Origin of the sequence: uncultured Aliivibrio sp. (assembly GCF_946479765.1) — a bacterium.
In the GTDB taxonomy this organism is placed as follows: Bacteria; Pseudomonadota; Gammaproteobacteria; order Enterobacterales; family Vibrionaceae; genus Aliivibrio.
Genome location: NZ_CAMLHO010000025.1, coordinates 1 through 25,598, shown reverse-complemented (window position 1 = coordinate 25,598; position 25,598 = coordinate 1). Strand labels below are relative to the sequence as shown.

General features: G+C 39.8%; 22 protein-coding genes and 2 tRNA genes. 15 read left to right on the top strand and 9 right to left on the bottom strand.

Annotated features, from left to right (window positions below; translation table 11 throughout):
- The first annotated feature begins 78 nt into the window (after window positions 1–78).
- Together Q1K78_RS10855 and Q1K78_RS10850 are read left to right on the top strand one after the other, a co-directional pair.
- Complete coding sequence (locus Q1K78_RS10855) at window positions 79–906, top strand: SDR family oxidoreductase (protein ID WP_300178148.1); 828 nt, start codon at window positions 79–81, stop codon at window positions 904–906.
- A gap of 333 nt (window positions 907–1,239) precedes the next feature.
- Entirely contained in the window at window positions 1,240–2,094 is an 855-nt protein-coding gene (locus tag Q1K78_RS10850) for a co-chaperone YbbN (RefSeq protein WP_300178145.1), read from the top strand.
- Window positions 2,095–2,114: 20 nt separating this feature from the next.
- On the opposite strand, the gene cueR is transcribed toward Q1K78_RS10850, so the two are convergent.
- A complete protein-coding gene (cueR, locus tag Q1K78_RS10845; RefSeq protein WP_300178142.1) occupies window positions 2,115–2,516 on the bottom strand; it encodes a Cu(I)-responsive transcriptional regulator in 402 nt (133 codons plus the stop codon).
- 85 nt (window positions 2,517–2,601) lie between these two features.
- On the opposite strand from cueR, the gene Q1K78_RS10840 reads away from it, so the two are divergent.
- Together Q1K78_RS10840 and Q1K78_RS10835 are read left to right on the top strand one after the other, a co-directional pair.
- A complete protein-coding gene (locus Q1K78_RS10840; RefSeq protein ID WP_300178139.1) occupies window positions 2,602–5,151 on the top strand; it encodes a copper-translocating P-type ATPase in 2,550 nt (849 codons plus the stop codon).
- Between the two features lie 84 nt (window positions 5,152–5,235).
- On the top strand, window positions 5,236–5,676 hold the full coding sequence (locus Q1K78_RS10835; protein WP_300178136.1) for a DUF411 domain-containing protein: 441 nt from the start codon (window positions 5,236–5,238) through the stop codon (window positions 5,674–5,676).
- A gap of 160 nt (window positions 5,677–5,836) precedes the next feature.
- On the opposite strand, the gene Q1K78_RS10830 is transcribed toward Q1K78_RS10835, so the two are convergent.
- Both Q1K78_RS10830 and ushA read right to left on the bottom strand, forming a co-directional pair.
- Window positions 5,837–5,913 (bottom strand) — tRNA-Pro (locus Q1K78_RS10830).
- A gap of 178 nt (window positions 5,914–6,091) precedes the next feature.
- Entirely contained in the window at window positions 6,092–7,753 is a 1,662-nt protein-coding gene (ushA, locus tag Q1K78_RS10825) for a bifunctional UDP-sugar hydrolase/5'-nucleotidase UshA (RefSeq protein WP_300178133.1), read from the bottom strand.
- A 394-nt stretch (window positions 7,754–8,147) separates the two neighbouring features.
- On the opposite strand from ushA, the gene Q1K78_RS10820 reads away from it, so the two are divergent.
- From Q1K78_RS10820 to cobA, 5 genes are all read left to right on the top strand, one after another.
- Window positions 8,148–10,022 carry a methyl-accepting chemotaxis protein gene (locus Q1K78_RS10820; RefSeq protein ID WP_300178130.1) on the top strand — a complete coding sequence of 625 codons (1,875 nt, stop codon included), beginning with the start codon at window positions 8,148–8,150 and terminating at the stop codon, window positions 10,020–10,022.
- Between the two features lie 301 nt (window positions 10,023–10,323).
- Entirely contained in the window at window positions 10,324–12,885 is a 2,562-nt protein-coding gene (gene nirB / locus Q1K78_RS10815) for a nitrite reductase large subunit NirB (protein ID WP_300178127.1), read from the top strand.
- 17 nt (window positions 12,886–12,902) lie between these two features.
- On the top strand, window positions 12,903–13,232 hold the full coding sequence (gene nirD, locus Q1K78_RS10810) for a nitrite reductase small subunit NirD (protein ID WP_300178124.1): 330 nt from the start codon (window positions 12,903–12,905) through the stop codon (window positions 13,230–13,232).
- A gap of 127 nt (window positions 13,233–13,359) precedes the next feature.
- Window positions 13,360–14,172, top strand: a complete 813-nt coding sequence (locus Q1K78_RS10805) for a formate/nitrite transporter family protein (protein ID WP_300178121.1) — start codon at window positions 13,360–13,362, stop codon at window positions 14,170–14,172.
- Between the two features lie 128 nt (window positions 14,173–14,300).
- Complete coding sequence (cobA, locus tag Q1K78_RS10800) at window positions 14,301–15,089, top strand: uroporphyrinogen-III C-methyltransferase (protein WP_300178118.1); 789 nt, start codon at window positions 14,301–14,303, stop codon at window positions 15,087–15,089.
- Window positions 15,090–15,167: 78 nt separating this feature from the next.
- Here cobA and kdsA read toward each other — a convergent pair whose 3' ends face one another.
- From kdsA to hemA, 6 genes are read right to left on the bottom strand one after another with little or no spacing between them, the layout of a single operon-like run.
- The gene (gene kdsA / locus Q1K78_RS10795) at window positions 15,168–16,022 is read right to left on the bottom strand and encodes a 3-deoxy-8-phosphooctulonate synthase (protein ID WP_300178116.1); all 855 of its coding nucleotides are present in this window, start codon (window positions 16,020–16,022) and stop codon (window positions 15,168–15,170) included.
- Between the two features lie 11 nt (window positions 16,023–16,033).
- Window positions 16,034–16,846 (bottom strand): tetratricopeptide repeat protein, encoded by an 813-nt coding sequence (locus Q1K78_RS10790; RefSeq protein WP_300178113.1) that lies wholly within the window; start codon window positions 16,844–16,846, stop codon window positions 16,034–16,036.
- 2 nt (window positions 16,847–16,848) lie between these two features.
- Complete coding sequence (locus Q1K78_RS10785) at window positions 16,849–17,232, bottom strand: SirB2 family protein (RefSeq protein WP_300178110.1); 384 nt, start codon at window positions 17,230–17,232, stop codon at window positions 16,849–16,851.
- A 3-nt stretch (window positions 17,233–17,235) separates the two neighbouring features.
- The gene (gene prmC, locus Q1K78_RS10780; protein ID WP_300178107.1) at window positions 17,236–18,102 is read right to left on the bottom strand and encodes a peptide chain release factor N(5)-glutamine methyltransferase; all 867 of its coding nucleotides are present in this window, start codon (window positions 18,100–18,102) and stop codon (window positions 17,236–17,238) included.
- Window positions 18,102–19,190 (bottom strand): peptide chain release factor 1, encoded by a 1,089-nt coding sequence (gene prfA, locus Q1K78_RS10775; RefSeq protein WP_300178104.1) that lies wholly within the window; start codon window positions 19,188–19,190, stop codon window positions 18,102–18,104. Before prfA ends, prmC begins: the two co-directional genes overlap by 1 nt.
- Before the next feature lie 37 nt (window positions 19,191–19,227).
- Complete coding sequence (hemA, locus tag Q1K78_RS10770) at window positions 19,228–20,484, bottom strand: glutamyl-tRNA reductase (RefSeq protein WP_300178101.1); 1,257 nt, start codon at window positions 20,482–20,484, stop codon at window positions 19,228–19,230.
- A 180-nt stretch (window positions 20,485–20,664) separates the two neighbouring features.
- On the opposite strand from hemA, the gene lolB reads away from it, so the two are divergent.
- The 6 genes from lolB to Q1K78_RS10740 all read left to right on the top strand — a co-directional run bounded on the left by lolB (window position 20,665) and on the right by Q1K78_RS10740 (window position 25,449).
- The gene (gene lolB, locus Q1K78_RS10765) at window positions 20,665–21,279 is read left to right on the top strand and encodes a lipoprotein insertase outer membrane protein LolB (protein ID WP_300178099.1); all 615 of its coding nucleotides are present in this window, start codon (window positions 20,665–20,667) and stop codon (window positions 21,277–21,279) included.
- Window positions 21,276–22,142: a 4-(cytidine 5'-diphospho)-2-C-methyl-D-erythritol kinase gene (gene ispE, locus Q1K78_RS10760; protein WP_300178096.1), complete on the top strand. Its 867-nt coding sequence runs from the start codon at window positions 21,276–21,278 to the stop codon at window positions 22,140–22,142. Before lolB ends, ispE begins: the two co-directional genes overlap by 4 nt.
- A 38-nt stretch (window positions 22,143–22,180) precedes the next feature.
- Window positions 22,181–23,128, top strand: a complete 948-nt coding sequence (locus tag Q1K78_RS10755) for a ribose-phosphate pyrophosphokinase (protein ID WP_300178223.1) — start codon at window positions 22,181–22,183, stop codon at window positions 23,126–23,128.
- Window positions 23,129–23,313: 185 nt separating this feature from the next.
- Window positions 23,314–23,904, top strand: coding sequence for an aminoacyl-tRNA hydrolase (pth, locus tag Q1K78_RS10750; RefSeq protein WP_300178093.1), 591 nt, complete (start codon window positions 23,314–23,316; stop codon window positions 23,902–23,904).
- A gap of 69 nt (window positions 23,905–23,973) precedes the next feature.
- A complete protein-coding gene (ychF, locus tag Q1K78_RS10745; RefSeq protein ID WP_300178090.1) occupies window positions 23,974–25,065 on the top strand; it encodes a redox-regulated ATPase YchF in 1,092 nt (363 codons plus the stop codon).
- A gap of 307 nt (window positions 25,066–25,372) precedes the next feature.
- A tRNA-Met gene (locus tag Q1K78_RS10740) sits at window positions 25,373–25,449 on the top strand.
- Window positions 25,450–25,598: the final 149 nt, after the last annotated feature.

Here is a 25,598-nt window from a genome sequence, read left to right as displayed (position 1 = left end):
ATCAACAGAGGTAATAAGCTATAAATTGAATCTGGTATTATACTGCTTATCACATTACTCATTAGGGATTATGGTTTCATGACGCGCTCAATATTTATTACAGGTTGTTCTACTGGCATCGGTTATACCGCTGCCCACCAATTACAGCAACATGGCTTTCGAGTTATCGCATCATGCCGGAAAAAAGAAGATATTGAACGTCTGCAACAAGAAGGCTTAACCTGTTTGTATTTAGATTATAGTAATCCCCAAAGCATTACCGATGCAGTAAAGGAGGTCATTCGTCTAACTGATGGGAATTTATACGCATTGTTCAATAACGGAGCATATGGTCAAGCTGGTGCATTAGAAGACCTACCAAGGGAGGCATTAAAAGAGCAGTTTGAGTCAAATTTCTTTGGATGGCACCAATTAGTCACAGAACTCCTTCCTGTAATGAGAAAACAAGGCCATGGACGTATTATCCAAAACAGCTCAGTTTTAGGTATTGTCGCGATGAAATATCGTGGTGCTTATAATTCATCAAAGTTTGCCATTGAAGGTTGGACTGATACTTTACGTCTAGAGCTATCAGATACTGATATCAAAATAAGTTTAATCGAGCCTGGGCCAATAGAAACTGAATTTAGATCTAATGCATTGAAAGCATTTAATAAATGGGTAAATATTAAAAATAGCCCTCATAAAGAAAAATACCTCATTCAGAAACAAAGACTTGAAAAAGAACACTCCGGCAGTGCATTTGTTTTACCTTCTGAATCAATCATTCCACCACTATTGCATGCGCTTAATTCATCGAGACCAAAAGCTCGATATCGTGTAACTTTTCCCACACATCTTTTTGCTGTCTTAAAACGATTATTACCAACAAAGTGTCTTGATATGATCTTAAATAAGAGTGATTAACCTCACTTTATGATGTCGCCATTGTGCAATAATTAATAAATATGAGAAAAGATCAATAATGTAATATTAGTGTCATATAGAATAAGTATATTCATTTCTATCCGGTGGATGGTGTTTTTTCGGGGGGAATATGACACTAGGTAAAATCAACTGGATCTGTGTGAGTGTAGCGGTTGCGGTATTCATACTGATCTAACAATCACACTCGCTTGCGATAGAAAAGCCATTATGTTCTGCATAGTGGCTTTCTTCGTATCTGGCGCCTTGAAAATCAAGCTAATACCCCATATAACTGTATATATCTAGAAACAATACTGATTTTAGGAAAAGACCATGCAGCCAGAACACAGCGTTGAACTAAACGAACAAAACTTCCAACAAATTCTCGAAAGCTCAATGCAAACCCCAGTACTAATTCACTTCTGGGCACCAATCAGTCAAGAAAGCCTTGCTGTTATCCCTGCACTACAACAGTTGGCACAACAATATGGTGATGCCGTAACTCTTGCATTGCTTAACTGCGAACAACAACAAGGTCTAGCACAACAGTTTGGTGTGCAAACCTTACCTACGATTGCTTTATTTAAAAATGGTCAAGCTGCTGATGGCATGGGCGGACCTCAAACTATCGAAGCGATTCAAGAAATGCTCAATAAGCATTTACCGAGCCAAGAAGAGCTCCAATTAGGCCAAGCCTTTAAATTAGTTGAAGAAGGGGAATTTCAAGCAGCACTTCCTACCCTTCTTGCTTTGCTTGATCACTTTGGTGGCAATGGTCAAATTAAATTGCATATCGCTCAATGTTATATTGAGACTCAAGCCTACGATCAGGCTGACGTCATTTTGTCTGAGATTTTAATGCAAGATCAAGACAGCAAATACAAAGAGTTAATTGCAAAATTAGAGCTGCATAAGCAAGCAGGAAATACGCCAGAAATCCAAGCATTAGAAGATAAATATAATGCAGATCAAAGCAACACAGAACTGGCTTTAGATCTTGCGATTCAATATAGCCAAGTGAATCGCCAAGAAGAAGCGTTAGAAATTTTGATAGTCATTTTATTAAAAGATCTAAATGCTCAAGATGGGCAAGTAAAGAAAACAATGATGGATATTCTTTCAGCTCTTGGCCAAGGAAATCCAGTTGCAGGTAAATACCGTCGCCAACTGTATTCTCTACTTTACTGATTGACGAATTAATCCTGTTGCTACTTTTTATCGTGGCAACAGGTAAGCCCTTTAATAATAGGACAGTCATTACTTTCATCCCCAGGGCAAGCACTCGCTAGCTCTAGTAATGTTTGCTTCATTCCTTCTAATTCTTGGATCTTAGCTTCTATCTCAGTAACTTTCTCTAACGTTTTCTTTTTTACATCCGCACTACGGCGATTTGGGTTATTTGATAAACTTAATAGTTCTTGGCACTCTTCTAGACTAAATCCAACTAACCTTGAACGTCGGATCAGCTGTAATTCTTCAACTTGCGCGGTGGTATATTGACGATAACCATTAGCACCTCGATTAGCTTCTCTGATCACACCTTTACTCTCATAAAAGCGGATCGCCTTCGCTGTTAATCCGGTTAAATTAGCGACTTCACTGATATTCATTTTAATTTACTCATTTAACTGCTTGACCTTCCATTTACTGTAAGGTTTATACTTAATAATATCAAGAATAGTTAATGAGGTTATTATGAGTCAGGAAAAAGTCATCACACTTTATCTGTCAGGATTAAATTGCGGTAAATGCGTAAAAAAAACCACAGAGGCATTAGAAACCTTATCTCACTCCACTATTCTTTCTATTTCAACAACAGAGCTTAGTCTCAATACCATACACTCAACAGAAAGTGTGGTATCGCTGATTAACTCTATTGGTTTTCAAGCCTCTGACATTCCGTTTATCCTTGAAGGTAAATTATCATCAGAAGAATCAGATAATAAACACATCACTAACAAACCGGAAAGACGAGAACCAAATACAGAAAAAACAACTCAACTAATTTTATCCGGAATGACTTGTGCCAGCTGCGTTTCCTCTGTTGAGAATATCATTTCAGACATTCATAATGTTCAATCTGTTCGCGTGAATCTAGCCGAACGTACCGCCTTGGTGATTGGTGATATTAATGAAGTTGACGTAATCCAAGCAATAGAAAAAGGCGGCTATGGCGCTGAAATTAGCCTAAATGAAGAACAACGTCGTGAAAGACAAAAAGATCTATACCTGAAAACCACCGCTGCACATAAAAAAAATACCATTATCTCATTAGCGATTGGGGCACCATTAATGCTATGGGGAGTATTTGGTGGCAACATGCAAATCAACACCATAAATGATCAACTTGCGTGGGGTGTCGTTGGGTTAATTTGTTTGGGCTTGTTACTCACTGCTGGTAGACATTTTTTTGTTAATGCATGGAAATCTTTCACCCATCATAGAGCGACAATGGATACGCTAGTCGCTCTTGGTACGGGTTCAGCTTGGCTTTACTCCATGGCATTAGTTATTTCACCTGAATTTTTTCCCGAACAAGCACGTCATGTTTACTTTGAAGCAACAGCAATGATCTTAGGTTTAATCACACTTGGTAATCTGATTGAAACCAAAGCACGTAACCGAACCTCTAGTGCCATTGAAAAACTATTAAACCTTCAGCCACAAACCGCTACCGTAATTAAAGATGGGAAAGAGATTGTGTTGCCAGTATCTCAAGTACTTCAAGATATGATTATCAAGATTAAACCCGGAGAAAAAATTCCTGTCGATGGCGTCCTAATCAGTGGTGAGAGTTACCTAGATGAAGCAATGCTTACTGGTGAGCCTTTGCCTTGTTTAAAATCCAAAGATGACATTGTTCATGCAGGGACTATTAATCAACAAGGCAGCTTTACGTTTATTGCAACAAACGTTGGTGAATACACCATGCTGGCACGCATCATTTCAATGGTTCGTAATGCACAAAGCAGCAAACCAAAATTAGCGAAGTTAGCTGACCAAATTTCGTCGGTATTCGTCCCTAGCGTGATGATCATTGCCATTGTATCCGCGTTGATTTGGTACAACTTCGGTCCAGAGCCAACCTCAAGTTATATGTTAGTGGTCGCCACTACTGTGCTTATTATTGCGTGCCCTTGCGCTCTCGGTCTTGCTACTCCAATGTCCGTTACCGTAGGAATTGGCAAAGCGGCAGAATTCGGAGCGTTAATAAAAGATGCTGATGTACTTCAAACCGCAAGCACCATAGATACGGTTGTACTTGATAAAACAGGAACACTAACCGAAGGTAAACCGACAGTCAGTAAGGTCACGATCTTTCATGACTACACTGAACAACAGGTGATCACTTTGGCTGCTGCTGTTGAAAGTCATTCTGAGCACCCATTGGCTCAAGCTGTGATGGCTTATTTAAACCAACACTCATGGGCTCTTGTTACTGCTACCGAATTTAACGCTCAGCTAGGGCTTGGCGCTTGTGCAACTGTCGATACTAATACCGTTTCTATCGGCAACATGGCTTACTTATCACAAAATAAAATTACCCCACCTCAAGTAGATCTTTCTCCTTCATCAACGCCTCTGTTTGTTGCAACAAATAAACAGTGTATTGGAGTCATTGAAGTCAGTGATGCCATTCGTGCAGATTCAGCACTCGCAGTTAAGCAATTTTCTGAATTAGGCATTAATGTCGTTATGCTAACAGGCGATCGCAAAGAAACTGCTGAGCATGTCGCTAAACAGTTAGGTATCAATCAGGTAATTTCAGGGGTATTACCTGACGGTAAAGCACAAGCAATAAAAGATCTTCAATCACAAGGTCACAAAGTCGCGATGATTGGCGATGGTATTAATGATGCTCCAGCCCTCGCACAAGCAGAAGTGGGAATTGCAATGGGTAATGGCTGTGATGTTGCGATTGAAAGTGCACATCTCACACTGATGAACCACTCATTACAAACCGCGGTAAGTGCTATTGAACTCTCTAGAGCCACCATGAAAAATATGAAACAAAACCTATTTGGTGCCTTTGTTTATAACACGATAGGGATCCCTATTGCCGCCGGTATTTTATTTCCGTTAACTGGGATGTTATTAAGCCCAGTCGTTGCCGGAGCTGCAATGGCGCTGTCTTCAATTACCGTTGTAACTAATGCCAACCGATTAAGACTTTTTACGCCTAGCTCTCAATTAAATACCCAACAATCTACTCAGCCATCAGCACAAGGAGCATCGCATGATTAATCTATTTGGTATTGCATTGATTATTGCCATCATCTACTGGTTTTGGCTATCACCTAATTCAAAATAACCCGTGGAACCATCACAATGAAAAACATTAAAAAAATTGCTTTAACTTCCATTATGTTAATGAACTCATCAGTCTTTGCAGCAACTGAAGTCACTTCTTATAAATCGCCTTACTGCGGTTGTTGTACTGAATGGGAAGATCATATGAAAAATAATGGTTATGATGTTAAAACAGAAAAACATGAAGATATGACTGCAATAAAAGAAAAATTAGGAGTAGACCCTCGTCTCGCTTCTTGCCATACCGCTGTTATTGACGGTTATGTATTTGAAGGACATATCCCTGCGGATGATATCAAGAAGTTTTTAGCTAACCCTCGTGATTTTAAAGGCCTAGCCGTTCCAGGCATGCCTATGGGATCTCCAGGTATGGAATATGGCGATAAGAAAGATACATACCAAGTGGTTGTATTTAAAGAGAATGGAAAATTAGCGTTATTTAATACGCATAATGAATAACAATTAACGTATTGAGCGATAGCATATCTAACTATAATGGATATGCTATCTTCATTAGTTTTGAAGCTAATACCAATATTTTATATCTAAGAAATGACTTAAGGGAAAGAAAGTATAGATCGAAAAAAGCCGCATCATTCCTGATGCGGCTTCTTAAAAGTGGTCGGTGAAGAGGGATTCGAACCCCCGACCCTCTGGTCCCAAACCAGATGCGCTACCAAGCTGCGCTATTCACCGAGCTGTAAAACAAAGACCTTGTCTGTGTCAACGAGGGCTATAATACTGTCTGTGAGTTTTTTGACAAGCATTATTTTGTTTTTTCTTTTCGTTCGCTTATAAAATCGACAAACTGTTGAATTCATAAACAAAAGCCCCTAAAACAATAACGAACTAGAGGCTTATCTTCTTTTATTGATTACTTATAAGTAATCTCACCACGTGGAGCAAACTTGTTTATATCAATCGGGCTGTTTGTTTCTAAAAATTCTTTAAGAACTTCAGCATCAACAAAGCCTGTGTTTACGTAACCAGGGTGATCTGAGATTTTCGGATAACCATCACCACCCGCAGCGTTGTAGCTTGGGATAGTAAAGCGGTATGTATTATCTAGACGTAATTGTTTACCACCAATAAATACATTTGATACTTTACCATTTTCAACCGTCATCTTGATGCCCGCAAATTGAGCATAAGCACCAGAGTCGATTGGTTTAGTTGCAACTACATTTAGATAATCTAGTACTTCTTGACCCGTCATGTCTGCGTAAGTCACGATATTGCCAAATGGTTGAACCGTTAATACATCTTTATACGTTACATCACCGGCTTCAATTGAATCACGTACACCGCCAGAGTTCATTACTGCGAAATCAGCTTTTGCACGAGTCATGTGAGAAGTTGCAATTAGACGACCTAGGTTTGTTTGTTGGAAACGAACCACATTACGATCACCTTCTAACTTACCGTTAGTTGATGCAATTTTCACATTCAATTGGCCTTGGCCTTTTTCTTGGTAAGGTGTTAAGAATGCAAGTAACTCAGGATCTTGAGCAATTTCTTCTTGAATAAAGACGCGTTGTTTTTTACCGTCGATCTTCACTTTCTTCTTCAAGTTCACAGGAATTAGATTATAACTAACCATTTCTAATTCACCATTACGGAATTCAAAGTCAGCTTTACCTACGTATTTACCCCATTCGTGAGCCTGAACAATCCAAGTACCATTTTGTTGGTCTGGTTGACACTCATCACCTGGTTTGAAACTTTTCTTAGCAACATTAGGGCCTTCCATACAAACAGGCTCTTGTGAGTGACCACCCACAATCATGTCTAGTTCACCCAATTGAAGTGAACGCGCTAGTGCAACATCACCAGGCGCATTGATACCACGGTTACCATCTTCATAGTGACCCATATGAGTAACAGCAAAAATCAAGTCAGGCTTTTCATTTGCTTCAAGCTCTGCAATTACTTTTTTAGCTTCTTCTTTTGGATCACGGAACTCTAAATCACCAATGTATTCAGGATTACCAATCTTTGAGGTATCTTCAGTTGTAAAACCAATAACTGCGATTTTAATACCTTGTTTTTCAAATATTTCGTAAGCTTGATATTTACGATCACCTGTTTTTTTATCGTAAATATTAGCAGACAGCATTGGGAACTCAGCCCAATCAATTTGTTTCTGAAGTACATCTAATGGATTATCAAACTCATGGTTACCGAGCGCAATCGCATCATAACCAATTTTATTCATGCCTTTAAAATCAGGCTCTGCATCTTGAAGATCTGATTCTGGAACACCTGTATTAATATCGCCACCAGACAAAAGAAGTACACTGCCGCCTTCCGCTTGAACATCTGCTCGTAATTCATCAATCAGCGTTTTACGTGCCGCCATGCCATACTCACCGTATTTATTTTGCCAAAAACGACCATGGTTATCGTTCGTATGCAATACAGTCAGTTTATATGTTGTATCTTCTTGCCACGCATGTTGGGTCGTTGTAGCACAACCAGCAAGAGTCGTTACCAATGCCGCAGCAATCGCTGTTTTTAGAGAAAGACGTTCCATCATGTTTCACCATTAATTCAGAAGGGGATAAACTAGACCAAATCAATTATTGATTAATCCAGTCAAATAACCGAACCAAGTTTAAAAGAATTACAGTCGACTCTCACATTGATTTCATAAATATGTCTATTAGATCACTAAAAATTGCGAATAAATAAATAAATAAAAGTAAATCACCAGAAATTGAATATTTAACAAACAAAGCAAACGTTTACCCCTCAATCCTTGCGCTATAAAATAAGATTTATGAATACAAAAATAAGAAAAATTAAGCTTTTAGGTAAATTTTAATTAAGTTTTGTAAGGTATTTCCGATAACTATAACCGTACTTGATAAAGAAACTCATATTACAAACGAATGTAATGGCAACAAAAACCCACGGATTTAGGTAACACTATGAAACTAAAACATAAGCTAATAGGTGCGAGTGTACTCGCTGTTGTTATTACTGCCTCAGCCTTAACTTGGCTTGCTTCTAACCTACTTTTTGAACAAACCCATAACGGTGTTTATTCTCGTGCAGAAAGTGTCACTTCAGCAGCTACAACAGGGATTTCAAATTGGATATCAATTAAAGCTGAAATCGCTCATGCAACCAATGATTACACTCAAGAAGGCGACATCGTTTCTTTTTTACAACTTAGCCGTAAAGCAGGTGGATTTGATGATATTTTCTTCGGAACTCCTCAAGGTGATATGTACCGCTCTCATCCAGAAAGAAACCGTGCTGATTACGACCCTCGTCAACGCCCTTGGTATCAAGAAGCTCAACGTGAAAACAAACAAGTCATTACCTCATCGTATCAAGATGCGATCACTCAATCTCTTCTAGTAACCATTGCTGAACCAATCTATAAAAACGGAAAGCTTTTAGGTGTCATTGGTGCAGATGTACTTATCGACCTACTAATTGAAGATGTCATTAGTCTAGATGCGGGTAAAGATACGATTACTATGCTGATTGACAGTGATGGAACGTTCTTAGCTCATCCAAATAAATCGTTAATCAAAAAAGAAATAAATCGTTACTTTTCAGATATGACCCCGCAAAGTATTCAAGAATCTATTCATTCAAAAGCCATTGAGTTTGCTGAAATAAATGGTGATGCCAAACTGGTTTATTTTGCAAAAGTACCCAATACAAATTGGATATTTGCGGTTGAGATGACTCAAGCAACAGAAGAAGCCGCTCACACTGAACTATTGCAAGAGATTATTCTACTTAGTCTTGTACTAACCATTATTATTGCTATCGGTGTTACCACATTGGTTAACATTTTATTTAGAGATCTACTTCGTGTCTCTGATGCGCTTGCAGAGATCTCATCAGGTGAAGGTGATTTAACTCAACGTTTAGTGCCAAACAGTAATGATGAAGTCGGTCAACTAGCCATTAACTTCAATACCTTTGTTGGTAATATGCATTCAATGGTCTGTCGTTTACGAGACATATCATCAACCTTAGCTAATCAAGCAAATTCAACTGCAGAAAGTGCAGAAGAGCGTAATGTTCGCATCCAACACCAAATGGATGAGATTAACATGGTTGCGACCGCAATCAATGAAATGGCAGCTGCAACTCAAGAGATTGCAGGCAATGCTGATAATACAGCTCAAACAGCAGAAGAAACGGTTACAGCATCAAGACATGGTGCTAAACAAGTAAGTCAAAGCCAACACTCTATAGATAATTTAGCAACAGAAGTTGAAACTGCAACGGGCGTGATTGAAGAGCTTCACCACAACGCACAAAACATCAATACAATCCTATCAACGATTCAAAACATCGCTGAACAAACTAACTTATTAGCATTAAACGCAGCAATCGAAGCCGCTCGTGCTGGTGAACAAGGCCGTGGTTTTGCAGTGGTCGCAGATGAAGTTCGTATTTTAAGCCAACGTACCCATGCCTCAACTCAAGAAATTCAACAAATGATTGAAACACTGCAAGGAACGACTCAAAAAGCAGTTGGGATCATGCAAGACAGTCAAGCATTAGCAAATACCAGTGTTGAAGATGCTCAATCAGCATCAGCGAGTCTATTGCAAATCACAAACTCGGTAACACAGATTAGTGATATGGCAGCACAAATTGCCGCAGCAGCAGAAGAGCAATCATCAGTAACAGAAGAAATTACACGCAATACAGAAGCAGTTCGTGATGTGTCAAATGAACTAACAGAAGAAACGAAACAATCTGTTATTCAAGCGTCTGAACTTTCTGAACTATCAAATGAACTAAAACAAGAGATCGAACGATTTAAGTTATAATCCTTAGTATTTATACGGTTTCTTGTAAAAAGACAGAATATGACATTCATATCCTGTCTTTTTTTTTCAGAATTACACCTATAAACACACTAAAATTCCGAATATCCCTCCATATATTGTAAACAAACTACATGTATGAGCTACGTGCTACAGTTAATTTATTGATTTAACAGCAATAAACACCAGCACCACTTACAAACTACCCCTTTAGGGTAGTTTTATTTCGTAATTGATCCACGTCATATCTACATAATCATTCATAATTCATCATATATGCATATCAAATATAATAGGAATTCTTATGAGCAAGATGAAACTAGTTATCATCGGTAATGGCATGGTTGGTCATCGCTATATCGAAGATTTAGTAGAGAAAACAGATGTTCAAAATATGGATATCACGGTGTTCTGTGAAGAACCACGTATCGCTTATGATCGTGTTCACCTTTCCTCTTACTTTTCTCATCATACTGCTGATGACCTCTCTCTTGTGAAAGAAGGATTCTATGAAAAGCACGGCCTTAATGTATTAATTGGCGAACGTGCCATTAACATTAATCGTGAAAAACAAGTGGTTTATTCAAGCACTGGTCGTGAAATCCAATACGACAAACTGGTTCTTGCTACTGGCTCTTTCCCATTTGTTCCACCAATTAAAGGTAACGAAGGCAAAGACTGTTTCGTCTACCGTACTATTGAAGATCTTAAGTCTATCGAAGCAACCGCTAAAAACAGTAAAAGCGGAGTGGTAATTGGTGGTGGCCTACTTGGACTTGAAGCGGCTGGCGCACTTAAAGCATTAGGCGTTACAACACACGTTGTTGAATTTGCTCCAGTCTTAATGGCTGAGCAATTAGATCAACAAGGTGGCTTACAGCTACGTAATAAAATTGAGCGAATGGGTGTTCAAGTTCACACCAGCAAAAACACATTAGAAATCGTTCCAGAAGGTAAAGAGGCACGTAATGTCATGCGCTTTGCTGATGGTACCGAGCTTGAAACTGATTTCATCGTATTCTCAGCAGGTATTCGCCCTCAAGATAAACTCGCTCGCCAAATGGGCTTAGGCGTTGCTCCTCGTGGAGGCGTTGAAATTAACAATCATTGCCAAACAACAGATAGCAATGTGTATGCGATTGGTGAATGTGCGTCTTGGAACCGTACTTTCTACGGTCTAGTTGCTCCTGGTTATAAAATGGCAACGGTTGCCGTTGACCATTTACTAGGCAATGACAGTGCATTTGAAGGCGCTGACATGAGTGCTAAATTGAAATTACTTGGCGTAAAAGTAGGTTCAATTGGCGACGCAAACGGTCGTACTCCTGGTTGTAAAAGCTACGTTTACCAAAACGAAGAACAAGAAGTATATAAGCGCATTATCGTTTCTGAAGACGGTAAGAAATTGCTTGGCGCAGTAATGGTTGGAGATACGTCTGATTATGGCGATTTACTGCAACTTAAACTCAATGACATTGATCTTCCTGAACATCCAGATCTTCTGATCCTTCCTGCGCATGCTGGTGCAGAAAAGCCATCATTAGGCGCTGATTCTTTACCAGAAACAGCCGTTATTTGTTCATGTTTCGATGTAACTAAAGGCAAAATTGCTCAAGCGGTTGCAGATGGTCATCACACGATGGCTGACATTAAGGCGGTTACTGGAGCGGGTACGGGCTGTGGGGGTTGTATCCCTCTTGTAACTTCCGTTCTTAATTCTGAATTAGCAAAATCAGGCATTGAAGTGAAAAGCGATGTTTGTGAGCATTTTGCTTACTCTCGCCAAGAGCTATTTCACCTAATTCGTATCGAAGAAATCAAAACCTTTGACGAGCTGTTAGAGAAATACGGTAAAGGTTACGGCTGTGAAGTTTGTAAGCCTCTTGCTGGTTCTATTCTAGCGTCTTGTTGGGGTGAACATATCCTTAAACCTGAGCTAGTTAAGTTGCATGATACCAATGATAACTTCTTAGGTAATATGCAAAAAGATGGGACTTACTCTGTTATCCCTCGTATGGCGGGTGGTGAAGTAACTCCTCAAGCATTAAGTGTATTAGCTGACGTTGCTGCTGAATATAATCTTTATACCAAAATTACTGGTGCTCAACGTATCGGTCTATTCGGTGCTCAAAAAGATGATCTTCCAACTATCTGGAAAAAACTGATTGAAGCAGGCTACGAGACAGGACAGGCTTACGGCAAAGCATTACGTATGGCTAAGACTTGTGTGGGTTCAACTTGGTGTCGTTACGGTGTTCAAGATTCAGTAGGCTTAGGTGTAATGCTTGAGAACCGCTACAAAGGTATCCGTACTCCTCATAAAATGAAGTTTGGTGTGTCTGGTTGTACCCGTGAGTGTGCTGAGGCGCAAGGTAAAGATCTAGGGATCATCGCAACCGATGCTGGCTGGAACATGTACGTGTGTGGTAACGGTGGTATGAAACCTCGTCACGCAGATTTACTGGCTAGCGATCTAGATCAAGAAACACTAATCAAATACATCGACCGCTTCATGATGTTCTATATTCGTACAGCAGCACCATTACAGCGTACTTCAGTATGGATGGAAAATCTTGACGGTGGTGTTAATTACCTACGTGAAGTGATTGTTAATAACAAATTAGGTATTAATGACCAACTTGAAAGCGACGTGGCTAGCTTAGTGAATAACTTTGCGTGTGAATGGACAGAGACAATCAATGATGAAGCTCAACTAAAGCGTTTTGCTCACTTCATTAATGCTGATGACCGTGATGACAACGTTATGTTCGTTACTGATGGCCGTGAACAACACCGTCCAGCAACCTTTACGGAAAAACACCCAAAAGCAAAGGGTGACATCCTACACGTAGCAGCAACTGAATAAGAGCGAGAGAATTAATTATGGCTTCTAAATTCGTAAAAATCTGTCAGTTAGAAGATATTGTTCCGGGTACTGGTGTTTGTGCTCTAGTTAATGGTGAACAAGTTGCAGTCTTTCGCCCAACGAAAGGCGAAGAAGTACTCGCAATCAGTAATACTGATCCTTACTTCCAAGCAAATGTATTATCACGAGGCTTGATTGTTGAACACCAAGGTGAGCTTTGGGTTGCAAGTCCACTGAAAAAGCAGCGCTTCAATCTAACCACTGGCGTTTGTATGGAAAATGAGCAATTTAACGTAAAAGCCTACAACGCCCGTGTAACCAAAGGCGCGGTAGAAATCGCAGCTTAAGATTTGTAGCTCTAAAATTTGATAGTTCAAGGGTTCTAGTTTCCTATCGTTGCTCATACAACGGCAACTAGAGCCTTTTCCTATCCAATTTTATTTTTTAATTTTAACTTTTGTATAAGGCTCATTTATGTCTGCTTTAAAACCCGTAGAAATTGTTCAAACCATGATCGATGTTGGTGAAGCGAAAATCAAAACGAGTACTCGTGACCTGATATTACGCGGTACTATGGCTGGTATCATTCTTTCGTTAGCCGTTGTTGTAGCAATAACAGCAATTACACAAACAGGTATTGGACTTGTTGGCGCTCTCGTATTCCCTGTCGGTTTTTGTATTCTTAGCCTTATGGGTTACGACCTAGTTACTGGAGTATTTGGTCTTGCTCCACTAGCAAAGTTTGATAATCGCCCGGGAGTAACTTGGGGCCTTGTACTTCGTTGCTGGGGTCTGGTTGGCTTAGGCAACCTAATTGGTTCTCTTATTGTTGCTGGTCTTATTGCCTTATCATTAACAATGAACTTCAGTGTTGAACCTAATGCTGTTGGCCAAAAATTCATGGCTATCGCAACAAGTCGTACTGTTGGTTTTGAAAACCTAGGTGCTGACGGTTGGATAACCTGTTTTGTTCGCGGCATTCTGTGTAACTTAATGGTGTGTCTAGGTGTTATTGGTAACATGAGTGCTCGCACAGTTGCTGGCAAGATCGCTGCAATGTGGTTACCTATCTTTATTTTCTTCGCTTTAGTATTCGAACACGCAGTAGTAAACATGTTCCTATTCCCACTAGGTATGATGCTAGGTGCTGACTTCGGTATTGCAACTTGGTTAAACTTCAACCTTATCCCAACTATCTTGGGTAACATTGTTGGTGGTCTTCTGTTTACTTGTATTCCTCTTTACTTAACGCATGCTAAAACAGCGCCTTCACTAAACGTTAAATAATATATTTATTAATAGAGTTAGTTATAACTCATTCTAATTAAATCACCCTTAATCAAGTATTAAGGGTGATTTTGTTTATCGACTCTTACATACTAGAGTGAAATAAAATCATGGTGCAGGAATCTATTATGCCAAGTATTCAAGCTCAGTCTGAGCAAAAAAAAGAAAACGGATTTGTTTCTCTTGTTGGTGCAGGTCCTGGTGATGCCGACCTATTAACCGTAAAAGGTTACCGCCTTATACAGCAAGCTGATGTTGTTGTTTATGACCGCCTTGTTTCCAAAGAAATTCTTGCACTGGCCAATGACACTGCTGAAATGATTTATGTCGGTAAAAAACTCGATTTTCACTTCGTACCGCAAGACAAAATTAATCAACTATTAGTGGATAAAGCACAAGAAGGTAAGCACGTTGTCCGCCTTAAAGGTGGTGACCCATTTATTTTCGGTCGTGGTGGAGAAGAATTAGAGACTCTGGCTGAGAATGGCGTTCAATTTGAAGTGGTTCCCGGTATTACAGCGGCCGCAGGCGCAACCTCTTATGCAGGTATTCCCCTTACCCATCGAGATCATGCTCAAAGCGTTCAGTTTATTACCGCGCATGTACAAAAAAATGGGGCTGAAATTGAATGGGATGCTTTGGTTCGTTCAAACAATACCTTAGTGTTTTATATGGGATTAAAACAATCCTCAAATATCTCGACTCAATTGATTGAACACGGTTTAGCCGCGGATACGCCTTGTGCCATTATTGAACGTGGGACAACGGCAAAACAAAAAGTATTTACTGGTAATATTTCAGAATTAGCTCAAATGGCAGAAAAAGCAATCAGTCCATCACTTATTGTTGTGGGCAGTGTAACGACATTACATAAGAAGTTAGATTGGTTCTCACCAAGCTCAGCAGATACTGAATAAGTATTTAAAACAAACACAAAAAAGCCCAAGAAAGTTATCTCTCTTGGGCTTTTTCTTATTTATCTTTGTTGCATTCGATTATTTAATATCGATGTGCTCAAAACCTTTAATTAGGTCATCTAGTGCTTTCATTTGTTTTAAGAAAGGCTCTAATTGATCTAATGGCAATGCAGAAGGACCATCACATAACGCTTTATCAGGGTTTGGATGCGCCTCAATAAATAGACCTGCAATACCGGTTGCTAAGCCTGCTTTAGCCAGCTCAACCGTTTGTGAACGACGACCACCAGAAGCTTTACCACTTGGATCACGATTCTGTAGCGAATGCGTCACATCAAAGATGATTGGGCTACCATTTGATGCTTTTTTCATTACACCAAAACCAAGCATATCAACCACTAAGTTGTCATAACCCATGCATGAGCCACGCTCACAAAGAATGATATTTTCGTTACCACACTCTGCAAACTTATCAACGATATTACCAACTTGGTCAGGGCTCATGAATTGTGGTTTTTTCACATTAATCACAGCGCCTGTTTTTGCCATTGTCTCAACTAAATCAGTTTGACGGGCAAGGAAAGCTGGCAGTTGAATAACGTCCACCACATTGGCAACAGGTTGAGCTTGTGCTTCTGTGTGGATATCAGTAATGATCTTCACACCAAAGGTGTCTTTTAATTCTTGAAAGATCTTTAGACCTTCTTCCATACCTGGACCGCGGTACGAATGAACAGATGAACGGTTTGCTTTATCAAAAGACGCTTTAAATACGTATGGAATACCTAGACGATCAGTGATCTCTACGTAGGTCTCACACATTCTCATCGCCAAATCACGAGACTCTAATACATTCATACCTGCAAATAAGGTAAACGGCTTATCATTTGCGACATCGATATTGCCAATTTTTACTGTTTTTTGATTTTGCATTATCTTCACTCTTAATGGAGAACGGTAGGGTGTTGTTCTAATAATAATTGAACTTGCTTCTTCATCAGCATCGCTGACGGATCATTAGGGCATTGCTCAATAAAATAAACTAAATCATTTTTAGCGACATCATTACAGTGTAGCTGCTGATAGATTAATCCTCTATCGCGGATCTCAAAGGGATCATCAGGCACTATACTCAATGCAAGATCACTGCACGTTAATGCAAATGAAAACTTACGCTCTCTAATGCACGCCGTTTTAATCACAGCTAATAAACGTCCAATTAATGTTGGGTTATCTATCGATTCCAAATGCACCGGTAATATTTGTGCTAATGGTCCACCATAGCCAATAAGCCATGCGGTCATCAAATGCGTACTAACATACTGCCCATCAAATGGATTCAAATAGAGAGGCGCTTGATTTGGCCATTCGACTTTCAATACTAACTGAGTAGGGAAATTAATTGCACTTACTGGTAAATTTACGTATTCACACAAGTGCAAGAAAATAGCACCTAACGTAACCGGAATACCCTTCTTACTCTCAAGCACATGATCAATAAATCCATTTTCAGAGTTGAAATAGGAATAAGTATCGCCTTGAAAACCCCATTCAACATAAAAAAGCTGAATCAACCGCTCCAAACGCTGCTCATCACTCATCTCATGAACTAACGCTTGTTCTGCCTCAATACACATTTCTCGCAGTTTGATGTCAACTCGTAGTCTTTCTATTTCAGGATTAATCGCTAAATTAAGCGCTAATGCCCCTGCAACAAGGTTAAGGTCTTCTAAATTTTCATCAAGCAACTGAAACATAGTTACCCCAAAAACGTTGGTACTTTAGTTACCGCAATTTTAGCAGCAACCATTAACCAACCTAATGCACCAAAGAAGGCGAATGTTTTAAATACTTTATTTTTGCCATTGTTCAACGTAACAAAAGCCAAAGCGATATATACCATTACACACGTCAACTTCTCAGTTAACCAAGGAGCTGAACCTGTAAATGGAATAAAACCAGTAATAAAGATAAGTGCAATACCACTTAACAGCATCGCTGAATCAACAACATGAGGAACTCGTTTTAAGAATGCTTTATTACGAAGATCTGAATCAACCATCATTAATACATAGCGAACAACAAATAGCAGTACGCTACAAGCAATCATAAATAGGTGAATATGTTTAACAGCGGTATACATGAATTATCCTTTATTCTCTGTGTTTACTGACCATTGACCTAACGTAACACGGTCATTACCTGCATAATCTTGTTCTGTTTTGACATTAACAAAACCATGCGCTTCAAAATAAGTACGCAGTCGTTTACCTTGCTCAAAGCCATGCTCCATTAGCAACCAACCATTCTCAACTAAATGAGTACGGCTGTGTTCCATAATATGAATTAAGTCCGCAAAACCTTCTTGCTCTGCAACCAGTGCAGTCTGAGGTTCGAACCGTACATCACCTTGAGACAAATGGGGATCATTACCGTCAATATAAGGAGGATTGCTCACAATAATAGAAAACTGTTCACCGAGCTTAATTGGGTCAAACCAACTTCCCTGACGAAATTCAGTATTCATAATATGGTTATCTTTGGCATTGTCTTGAGCTAACTCAACCGCATCTTGCTGATAATCAACGCCAATGACACTAAGCGCTGGCATCTCAGAAGCAATAGCTAATGCTATCGCACCAGTTCCTGTTCCTAAATCCAGCACTTTTGTTGATGAAACATCAAGATGATCGAGAGCAATCTCAACAAGACGCTCGGTATCAGGCCGAGGAATAAGCGTGGTTGGAGACACTTTTAGCGGTAGTGACCAAAATTCTCGATAGCCTACGATATAAGCAATAGGTTCGCCAGAGAGACGACGAGAAAGTAGTGATTCAAATGCAGTTAGCTCTGCGTCAGTCAACTCTTTTTCAGGCCAAGTCAGTAGGTAGCTTCTTGGTTTATCTAAAACATGACACAGCAGAACAGACGCATCAACTTGAGGAGAATCACTCCCCTCAAGTTGCAACAATTGAATTGAATGCTTTAATAGCGCATCAATAGATTGGCTCATTAGTTATTTTCAGCTAATGCTGCTAATTGGTCTGCTTGGTATTCTAATACAACAGGTTCAATCAATGCCGCCAAATCACCTTCTAACACTTCATTTAAGCGGTAAATAGTAAGGTTGATACGGTGGTCAGATACACGACCTTGTGGGTAGTTATAAGTACGAATACGGTCAGAACGGTCACCAGAACCTAATAGATTACGACGCGTATCAGAAACAACAGCAGCACGACGAGCTTGTTCTGCTTGAATAATACGAGCAGCAAGAACCGACATCGCTTTTGCTTTGTTTTTATGCTGTGAACGCTCATCTTGACACTCAACTACCGTACCTGTTGGTAAGTGAGTAATACGAATAGCAGAATCGGTGGTGTTAACGTGCTGACCACCCGCGCCTGATGAACGGAAGGTATCGATTTTCAAATCAGATGCTTTAATCTCAGGCAAATCCGCTTCTGGGATCTCAGCCATTACTGCAATAGTACACGCTGAAGTATGTACACGCCCTTGCGATTCAGTTTCTGGTACACGTTGAACTCGGTGACCACCTGATTCAAATTTCATCGTGCCATAAACACCATCACCGCTTACTTTTGCGATCATTTCTTTAAAGCCACCCTGTTCAGAAACATGAGAACTAATGACCTCAACACGCCATCCTTTTTTCTCAGCAAAGCGAGAATACATACGGAAAAGGTTACCCGCAAAAATACCCGCTTCATCACCACCAGCACCAGCGCGGATCTCTAAGAAACAGTTACGCTCATCGTTTGGATCTTTTGGAATAAGCAATACTTGTAATTCATCAGTAAGGCGCTCAATGGCACCTTTTGCTTCTTTAATTTCATCCTGCGCCATTTCACGCATTTCAGCATCATCTTCTTGAGCCATTTCTTCAGCAGCAACCAAGTCTTCTCGAGCTTGTTCGTACGCTTGGAAACATTGTGTCACTTCTTCCAATTGAGAGTATTCACGAGATAAAGCTCGGAATTTATTTTGATCACCAATAATTCCAGGATCACCTAATAAATGTTGAACTTCTTCATAACGCTCAACCAGCGTCTCTAGTTTTACTCGAATTGATGCTTTCATATAATATTGATTCTTTATGTTGGTAGCGACGCTACGCTTAGTTGTCTAGACCAATACTAGTACGGATCACAGCAAGTTTGTCTGGCTCACCATTTTTGGCGGCCTGCTGCATCGCAAGTGTTGGTGCATGAATGAGTTTGTTGGTTAATTTATTACTTAATTCTGCTAATACTTTTTCGGCATTTTGGCCAGAAGCTAATGCTTGAATACTTTTTTGTAGTAATTCTGTTCTAATTGCTTCTGAATTCGTTCGATATTGACGAATACTATTCACTGCTTGGCGAGATCGAATCCAAGTCATAAAGCTTGCACTCTCTTCACTAACGATAGCTTCCGCTTGAATCGCTTCAATTTTTCGCTGCTCAATATTGTGATCAATAATTGATTTAAGATCATCTACCGAATACAGATACGCATCATTCAATTCTGCCACTTCCGCTTCGATATCTCTAGGGACGGCAATATCAACAAACAACATAGGTTGATGTTTGCGCTGCTTTAACGCACTTTCAACCATCCCTTTACCAATAATTGGCAATGGACTGGCCGTAGAACTAATGATGATATCGGCTTTTGGTAGATATTCTGGAATTTCAGGAAGGCTAATAACATCCGCATTAAACTGCTCTGCAAGCCCCATTGCTCTCTCTCTAGTACGGTTAGCAACAATTAATTTTTTACAGCCAGCAGCATCTAAATGTTTCGCAACCAATTCAATGGTTTCTCCAGCGCCCACTAAAAGAACCGTAGAGTTAGCAAGAGATTCAAAAATTTGACGAGCTAGAATACAAGCAGCATAAGCAACTGAGACCGCATTGCCACCAATATTGGTTTCAGTACGCACCCGTTTTGCTACAGAGAAATCACTCTGAAATAATTTCTCTATGGTTCCTTCAACGGCATTATGATCTCTTGCATCTGCAAAGGCTTTTTTTACTTGCCCTAAAATTTGCGGTTCGCCCAATACCAATGAATCTAATCCACACGATACGCGCATTAAATGTTTTACTGCGGATTGCTCTTCATAAACATAGATACTTGGCATCAATATATCTAAAGAGACACCATGAAATTCTGCCATCCAGTTGATAACATAACGACTGCTAATACCAACTTTTACTTCGCAATAAATTTCAGTTCGATTACAGGTCGATAGAATCACGCCGCTTTGGATCGCATCACTATTTTTTAATTCATCTAACGCCTTGGTTAATTTGTCTGGTGAGAAAGCAACTTTCTCCCGCAAATCAACAGAGGCTGACGTATGATTGATTCCAATAACAAGCAATGACATTCGGCAAACAGACCAATAAAAAAACAACAAGGGCGAATTTTACTTGATGCGGCCGAATTTTAAAAGACATCAGGCCACTCTGTCCGAAAATTAGTGGCGAATAAACACTATTTAACTCCAAACACGCTAACAATTTGCTACAATCTGAAAATCCACTTCGAATTATGCATGAGATTTCTAATGATGTGCTCTCGTTTCACTCGCTCTCCATTTGCTATTTTCATAGTAACTCTTTTTCTTAATGCCTGTTCTAGTGTCCCATTAACACCGCAACAATCGACTCGTTGGGACAAGCATCAAACTCAAATAGAAAGCATTATAAATTATCAGGTCACAGGTAAGATTGGTTATCAATCGCCAGAAGAGCGTCACAGCTTAAATTTTCAATGGATACAAAAACCGGATAGTAGCCAATTATTACTTACGACCTTTTTAGGTCAAACGGTAATTAAAGCCTCAATGACCGAAGGACATACCATTATTGAAACGGGTGATGGTCAAACATTTGAAGGACAAGATCCTGGGCGATTAATGTATGGACTGACTGGATTAAACCTCCCAATTGGTTATCTAGGAGATTGGATTAAGGGACTCCCTACCGCAGCCGATAATTTCCAACTCAATGAACTAAACACTGTAGAACATTTAGCTAAGCAAATAGGCCAAACTAATTGGCACTTACGCTACAATAGTTACATTGAAAAAGAGCACATGCTTTTGCCTAATTCAATGAAACTCACTCAGCAAAATACCACCATTAAAATCATTGCTTCAAATTGGACTGTTTCTCAATGATCACAACATCAACACGCTGGCCCTCACCAGCCAAATTAAACTTATTTCTCTATATTAATGGCCAACAAGCCAACGGTTACCATGAACTGCAAACTTTATTTCAGTTCATCGACCTGTGCGATTATCTCACTATCACAGCAAGCCAATCGAATGAAATTACGTTATCCCCTGATATCCCTGGAGTAAAAACAGAAGATAATTTGATCTGGAAAGCAGCGACGATACTTCAACAACACACTCAATGTTCTTTTGGCGCTCATATTGAAATAGAAAAGATATTACCTATAGGCGGTGGTATTGGAGGTGGCTCATCAAATGCAGCAACCGTCCTCGTTGCCTTAAATTTTCTTTGGGATCTAAACTTAAGCAATGAGATATTAGCCGATTTAGGCGTTAAATTAGGGGCAGACGTCCCTATTTTTGTTCATGGTTTTGCAGCCTTTGCTGAAGGCATTGGCGAGAAACTACAACCAGCCTGCCCTAAAGAGTTATGGTACCTACTGATAAAGCCAGAAGTAAGCATTTCTACTGTTGATGTATTTACCCATCCAGACTTGACTAGAAACACACCAAAACAATCACTTAATGCACTTTTGGACGCTCCGCACGAAAACGATTGCGAAAAAATTGTCAGAAGTGTGTATCCAGAGGTTGATTACCAACTTTCATGGCTGTTAGAATATGCGCCATCAAGGTTAACCGGAACAGGTGCTTGTGTTTTTGCTGAATTTAACAATGAAAAAGAAGCAAGGCACGTCTACTCTTTAATCTCTGATAATGCAACAGGATTTATCACCCGAGGTATGAATACTTCACCACTCAACCACCAACTGGAAGAGTATAAATCATTATGCAACATATAAAATTCTCACAATTTGGACGCAACCCTGAGGTTTCCACCGTGCCTGACATGAAGCTATTTGCTGGTAATGCTACTCCTGAACTAGCGCAACGTATCGCTGATCGACTATATATCTCACTTGGTGACGCTACTGTAGATCGTTTTTCTGACGGCGAAGTCGCTGTTCAAATTAACGAGAATGTACGTGGTAGTGATGTTTTTATCATCCAGTCGACTTGTGCTCCTACTAATGACAATATCATGGAATTAGTAGTGATGATCGATGCACTTCGCCGTGCTTCTGCTGGCCGTATTACTGCGGTAATCCCTTACTTCGGTTATGCTCGTCAAGACCGTCGTGTACGTTCTGCTCGTGTTCCAATCACTGCAAAAGTTATTGCCGATATGCTTTCAAACGTTGGTGTTGACCGCGTTTTAACTATCGACCTACATGCAGAACAAATTCAAGGTTTCTTCGACGTACCAGTAGATAACATTTTCGGTACTCCTGTACTGCTTGATGATATGCGTACTCGTGGTCTAGAAAACCCTGTTGTTGTTTCTCCTGATTTAGGTGGTGTTGTTCGTGCTCGCGCAACAGCTAAAGCGTTAGGTGATGTCGATATCGCTATCGTTGATAAGCGTCGTCCACGTGCTAACGTTTCTGAAGTAATGAACCTTATCGGTGATGTTGACGGTCGCGATTGCGTTATCGTAGATGACATGATTGATACTGGCGGTACATTATGTAAAGCGGCTGAAGCCCTAAAAGAACGTGGTGCTAAACGTGTATTTGCTTACGCAACACACGCTGTATTCTCTGGTTCTGCGGCAGAAAACATCGCTAACTCAGTGATAGACCAAGTTATTGTAACTGATTCAATTCCTCTATCTAAAGAGATGGCTGCAACAGGTAAAGTTACTGAGCTTAGCCTTTCTCGCATGCTAGCTGAAGCGATCCGTCGCATCAGCAACGAAGAGTCAATTTCTGCAATGTTTGATAACTAATTTCAAACAAAACAATATTCAAACGCCCTGCCTATATGCGGGGCGTTTTTGTATTTGGAATTCTTGTGTTAGTATGGCGCGCCTTTTTAATGGGACATACTAATACCATTAATTGTCTTTAGTTCGATTACGAACTAGATAAGTGTATTAATGATATTAGTATCCAAATAGAGAGATATAAGTCTTTGAGCAATCAAATCAAACTTCTTGTTGGACTAGCAAACCCTGGTCTTGAATATAAAAGAACTCGCCATAATGCAGGCGCGTGGGTTGTTGAAGAACTCGCTCGTGTACATAATATATCTTTGCGAGAAGAAACTAAATTCTTAGGATTAACTGGTCGAATTCAAACGAATGGTCAAGATCTTCGTTTATTGATCCCAACAACATTTATGAATTTATCAGGTAAAGCTATTGCTGCTGTCGCTAAGTTTTACCAAATAAAGCCAGAAGAGATCTTAGTCGCTCATGATGAGTTAGATCTTCCTCCTGGTGTTGCCAAATTCAAAAAAGGTGGTGGGCATGGCGGTCATAATGGCTTACGTGACACTATTAGCAAATTAGCCAACACGAAAGAGTTTTATCGACTTCGTATTGGTATTGGTCATCCTGGCCATAAAGACAAAGTTGCCGGTTTTGTTTTAGGAAAAGCGCCTACCAAAGAGCAAGAATTAATCGATGCTGCTGTAGATGAATCTACTCGCTGCTTAGATATCTTGCTTAAAGACGGATTGAGTAAAGCACAAAATCGTTTACATACATTCAAAGCTGAATAATACCAATCTGGATAAGTTGTTGAATAAATTTTTATTTAGCTTGGTATAACTAAAGATAAGGTTTACATCATGGGTTTTAAATGCGGAATCGTTGGTCTTCCAAACGTTGGTAAATCAACACTGTTTAACGCACTAACTAAAGCAGGAATCGAAGCGGCAAACTTCCCTTTCTGTACTATCGAACCAAACACAGGTATGGTTCCGGTTCCCGATCTACGTTTAGACGCATTAGCTAAAATCGTAAATCCAGAGCGTATTCTTCCAACTACAATGGAATTTGTTGATATTGCAGGTCTTGTAGCTGGCGCATCTAAAGGTGAAGGCCTAGGTAACAAATTCCTTGCTAACATCCGTGAAACAGATGCTATTGGCCATGTTGTTCGCTGTTTTGAAGATGACAATATCATTCATGTTGCTGGTAAAATATCACCAATTGAAGACATTGAAATCATCAACCTTGAACTTGCTCTTGCCGATTTAGATTCATGTGAACGCGCAATTCTACGTCAAGCGAAAAAAGCAAAAGGCGGCGATCAAGCGGCTAAATTTGAAATTTCAGTACTTGAAAAACTACTTCCAGTATTCACTGAAGGTGGTATGGCTCGTACGGTTGAACTTTCAAAAGAAGAAATCGCAGCGGTTTCTTACCTTAACTTCCTAACGTTAAAACCAACAATGTATATTGCCAACGTTGCTGAAGATGGTTTTGAAAATAACCCATTCTTAGATCTTGTTCGTGATTATGCAGCAGCAGAAAACAACGTAGTTGTCGCAGTATGTGCTGCGATTGAATCAGAGCTATCTGAACTGGACGATGAAGATCGTGAAGAATTCTTTGCTGATATGGGCATTGAAGAACCTGGTCTTAACCGTGTAATTCGTTCTGGTTATGATCTACTTGCGTTACAGACATATTTTACTGCTGGCGTTAAAGAAGTTCGCGCTTGGACTATCCCTGTAGGTGCAACTGCACCACAAGCAGCTGGTAAGATCCATACTGATTTTGAAAAAGGCTTTATCCGTGCGGAAGTGGTTGGCTACGACAACTTTATTGAATTTAACGGTGAGAGCGGTGCTAAAGAAGCCGGTAAGTGGCGTCTTGAAGGAAAGGATTACATCGTTAAAGATGGTGATGTAGTACATTTCCGCTTCAACGTATAATAAAAAAGGCCAGCATATTTGCTGGCCTTTTTATTACTTGTCTACATTTCAAACAGTTAAAATACATTCCCATTCAATTTACACCTAAGTACTACTTCTTATTTTCTACTCTTATTCTTATTCATTTGCCCTAATTCACCCTAATTTGCATATAAAAAGCACGCTTTGATTAAAATCCGTTCGAACAAACAAAGAATTTATATTTTTTTCAAAAAAGTGTTGACGCATAGGGCTCAGAAAAGCATAATGCGCTCCGTCCTCACCGCTAAGGCGAAAGAGAGACGAGTTAGAAAGAAAGATACAATTTGGCTACTTAGCTCAGCTGGTTAGAGCACATCACTCATAATGATGGGGTCACAGGTTCAAATCCCGTAGTAGCCACCATACAACTTTTAATTGGTTTACCATTCACCGATTAAAATATAGAATAACTACTCTTTGTAGATTAAATAACTTAATGTTATTAATAATCAAACAGTAGAACGCGGACGTGGCGGAATTGGTAGACGCACCAGATTTAGGTTCTGGCGCCG

What these genes read in the sequence shown, in the direction of transcription:
- ispE (WP_300178096.1), top strand. Translation starts at nt 21,276, where the DNA reads ATGATCACAACATCAACACGCTGGCCCTCACCAGCCAAATTAAACTTA.
- Q1K78_RS10790 (WP_300178113.1), bottom strand. Translation starts at nt 16,846, where the DNA reads ATGTTTCAGTTGCTTGATGAAAATTTAGAAGACCTTAACCTTGTTGCA.
- Q1K78_RS10785 (WP_300178110.1), bottom strand. Translation starts at nt 17,232, where the DNA reads ATGTATACCGCTGTTAAACATATTCACCTATTTATGATTGCTTGTAGC.
- lolB (WP_300178099.1), top strand. Translation starts at nt 20,665, where the DNA reads ATGATGTGCTCTCGTTTCACTCGCTCTCCATTTGCTATTTTCATAGTA.
- nirD (WP_300178124.1), top strand. Translation starts at nt 12,903, where the DNA reads ATGGCTTCTAAATTCGTAAAAATCTGTCAGTTAGAAGATATTGTTCCG.
- Q1K78_RS10850 (WP_300178145.1), top strand. Translation starts at nt 1,240, where the DNA reads ATGCAGCCAGAACACAGCGTTGAACTAAACGAACAAAACTTCCAACAA.
- Q1K78_RS10840 (WP_300178139.1), top strand. Translation starts at nt 2,602, where the DNA reads ATGAGTCAGGAAAAAGTCATCACACTTTATCTGTCAGGATTAAATTGC.
- Q1K78_RS10855 (WP_300178148.1), top strand. Translation starts at nt 79, where the DNA reads ATGACGCGCTCAATATTTATTACAGGTTGTTCTACTGGCATCGGTTAT.
- prfA (WP_300178104.1), bottom strand. Translation starts at nt 19,190, where the DNA reads ATGAAAGCATCAATTCGAGTAAAACTAGAGACGCTGGTTGAGCGTTAT.
- cobA (WP_300178118.1), top strand. Translation starts at nt 14,301, where the DNA reads ATGCCAAGTATTCAAGCTCAGTCTGAGCAAAAAAAAGAAAACGGATTT.
- Q1K78_RS10835 (WP_300178136.1), top strand. Translation starts at nt 5,236, where the DNA reads ATGAAAAACATTAAAAAAATTGCTTTAACTTCCATTATGTTAATGAAC.
- kdsA (WP_300178116.1), bottom strand. Translation starts at nt 16,022, where the DNA reads ATGCAAAATCAAAAAACAGTAAAAATTGGCAATATCGATGTCGCAAAT.
- cueR (WP_300178142.1), bottom strand. Translation starts at nt 2,516, where the DNA reads ATGAATATCAGTGAAGTCGCTAATTTAACCGGATTAACAGCGAAGGCG.
- ushA (WP_300178133.1), bottom strand. Translation starts at nt 7,753, where the DNA reads ATGATGGAACGTCTTTCTCTAAAAACAGCGATTGCTGCGGCATTGGTA.
- Q1K78_RS10820 (WP_300178130.1), top strand. Translation starts at nt 8,148, where the DNA reads ATGAAACTAAAACATAAGCTAATAGGTGCGAGTGTACTCGCTGTTGTT.
- hemA (WP_300178101.1), bottom strand. Translation starts at nt 20,484, where the DNA reads ATGTCATTGCTTGTTATTGGAATCAATCATACGTCAGCCTCTGTTGAT.
- Q1K78_RS10805 (WP_300178121.1), top strand. Translation starts at nt 13,360, where the DNA reads ATGTCTGCTTTAAAACCCGTAGAAATTGTTCAAACCATGATCGATGTT.
- ychF (WP_300178090.1), top strand. Translation starts at nt 23,974, where the DNA reads ATGGGTTTTAAATGCGGAATCGTTGGTCTTCCAAACGTTGGTAAATCA.
- prmC (WP_300178107.1), bottom strand. Translation starts at nt 18,102, where the DNA reads ATGAGCCAATCTATTGATGCGCTATTAAAGCATTCAATTCAATTGTTG.
- nirB (WP_300178127.1), top strand. Translation starts at nt 10,324, where the DNA reads ATGAGCAAGATGAAACTAGTTATCATCGGTAATGGCATGGTTGGTCAT.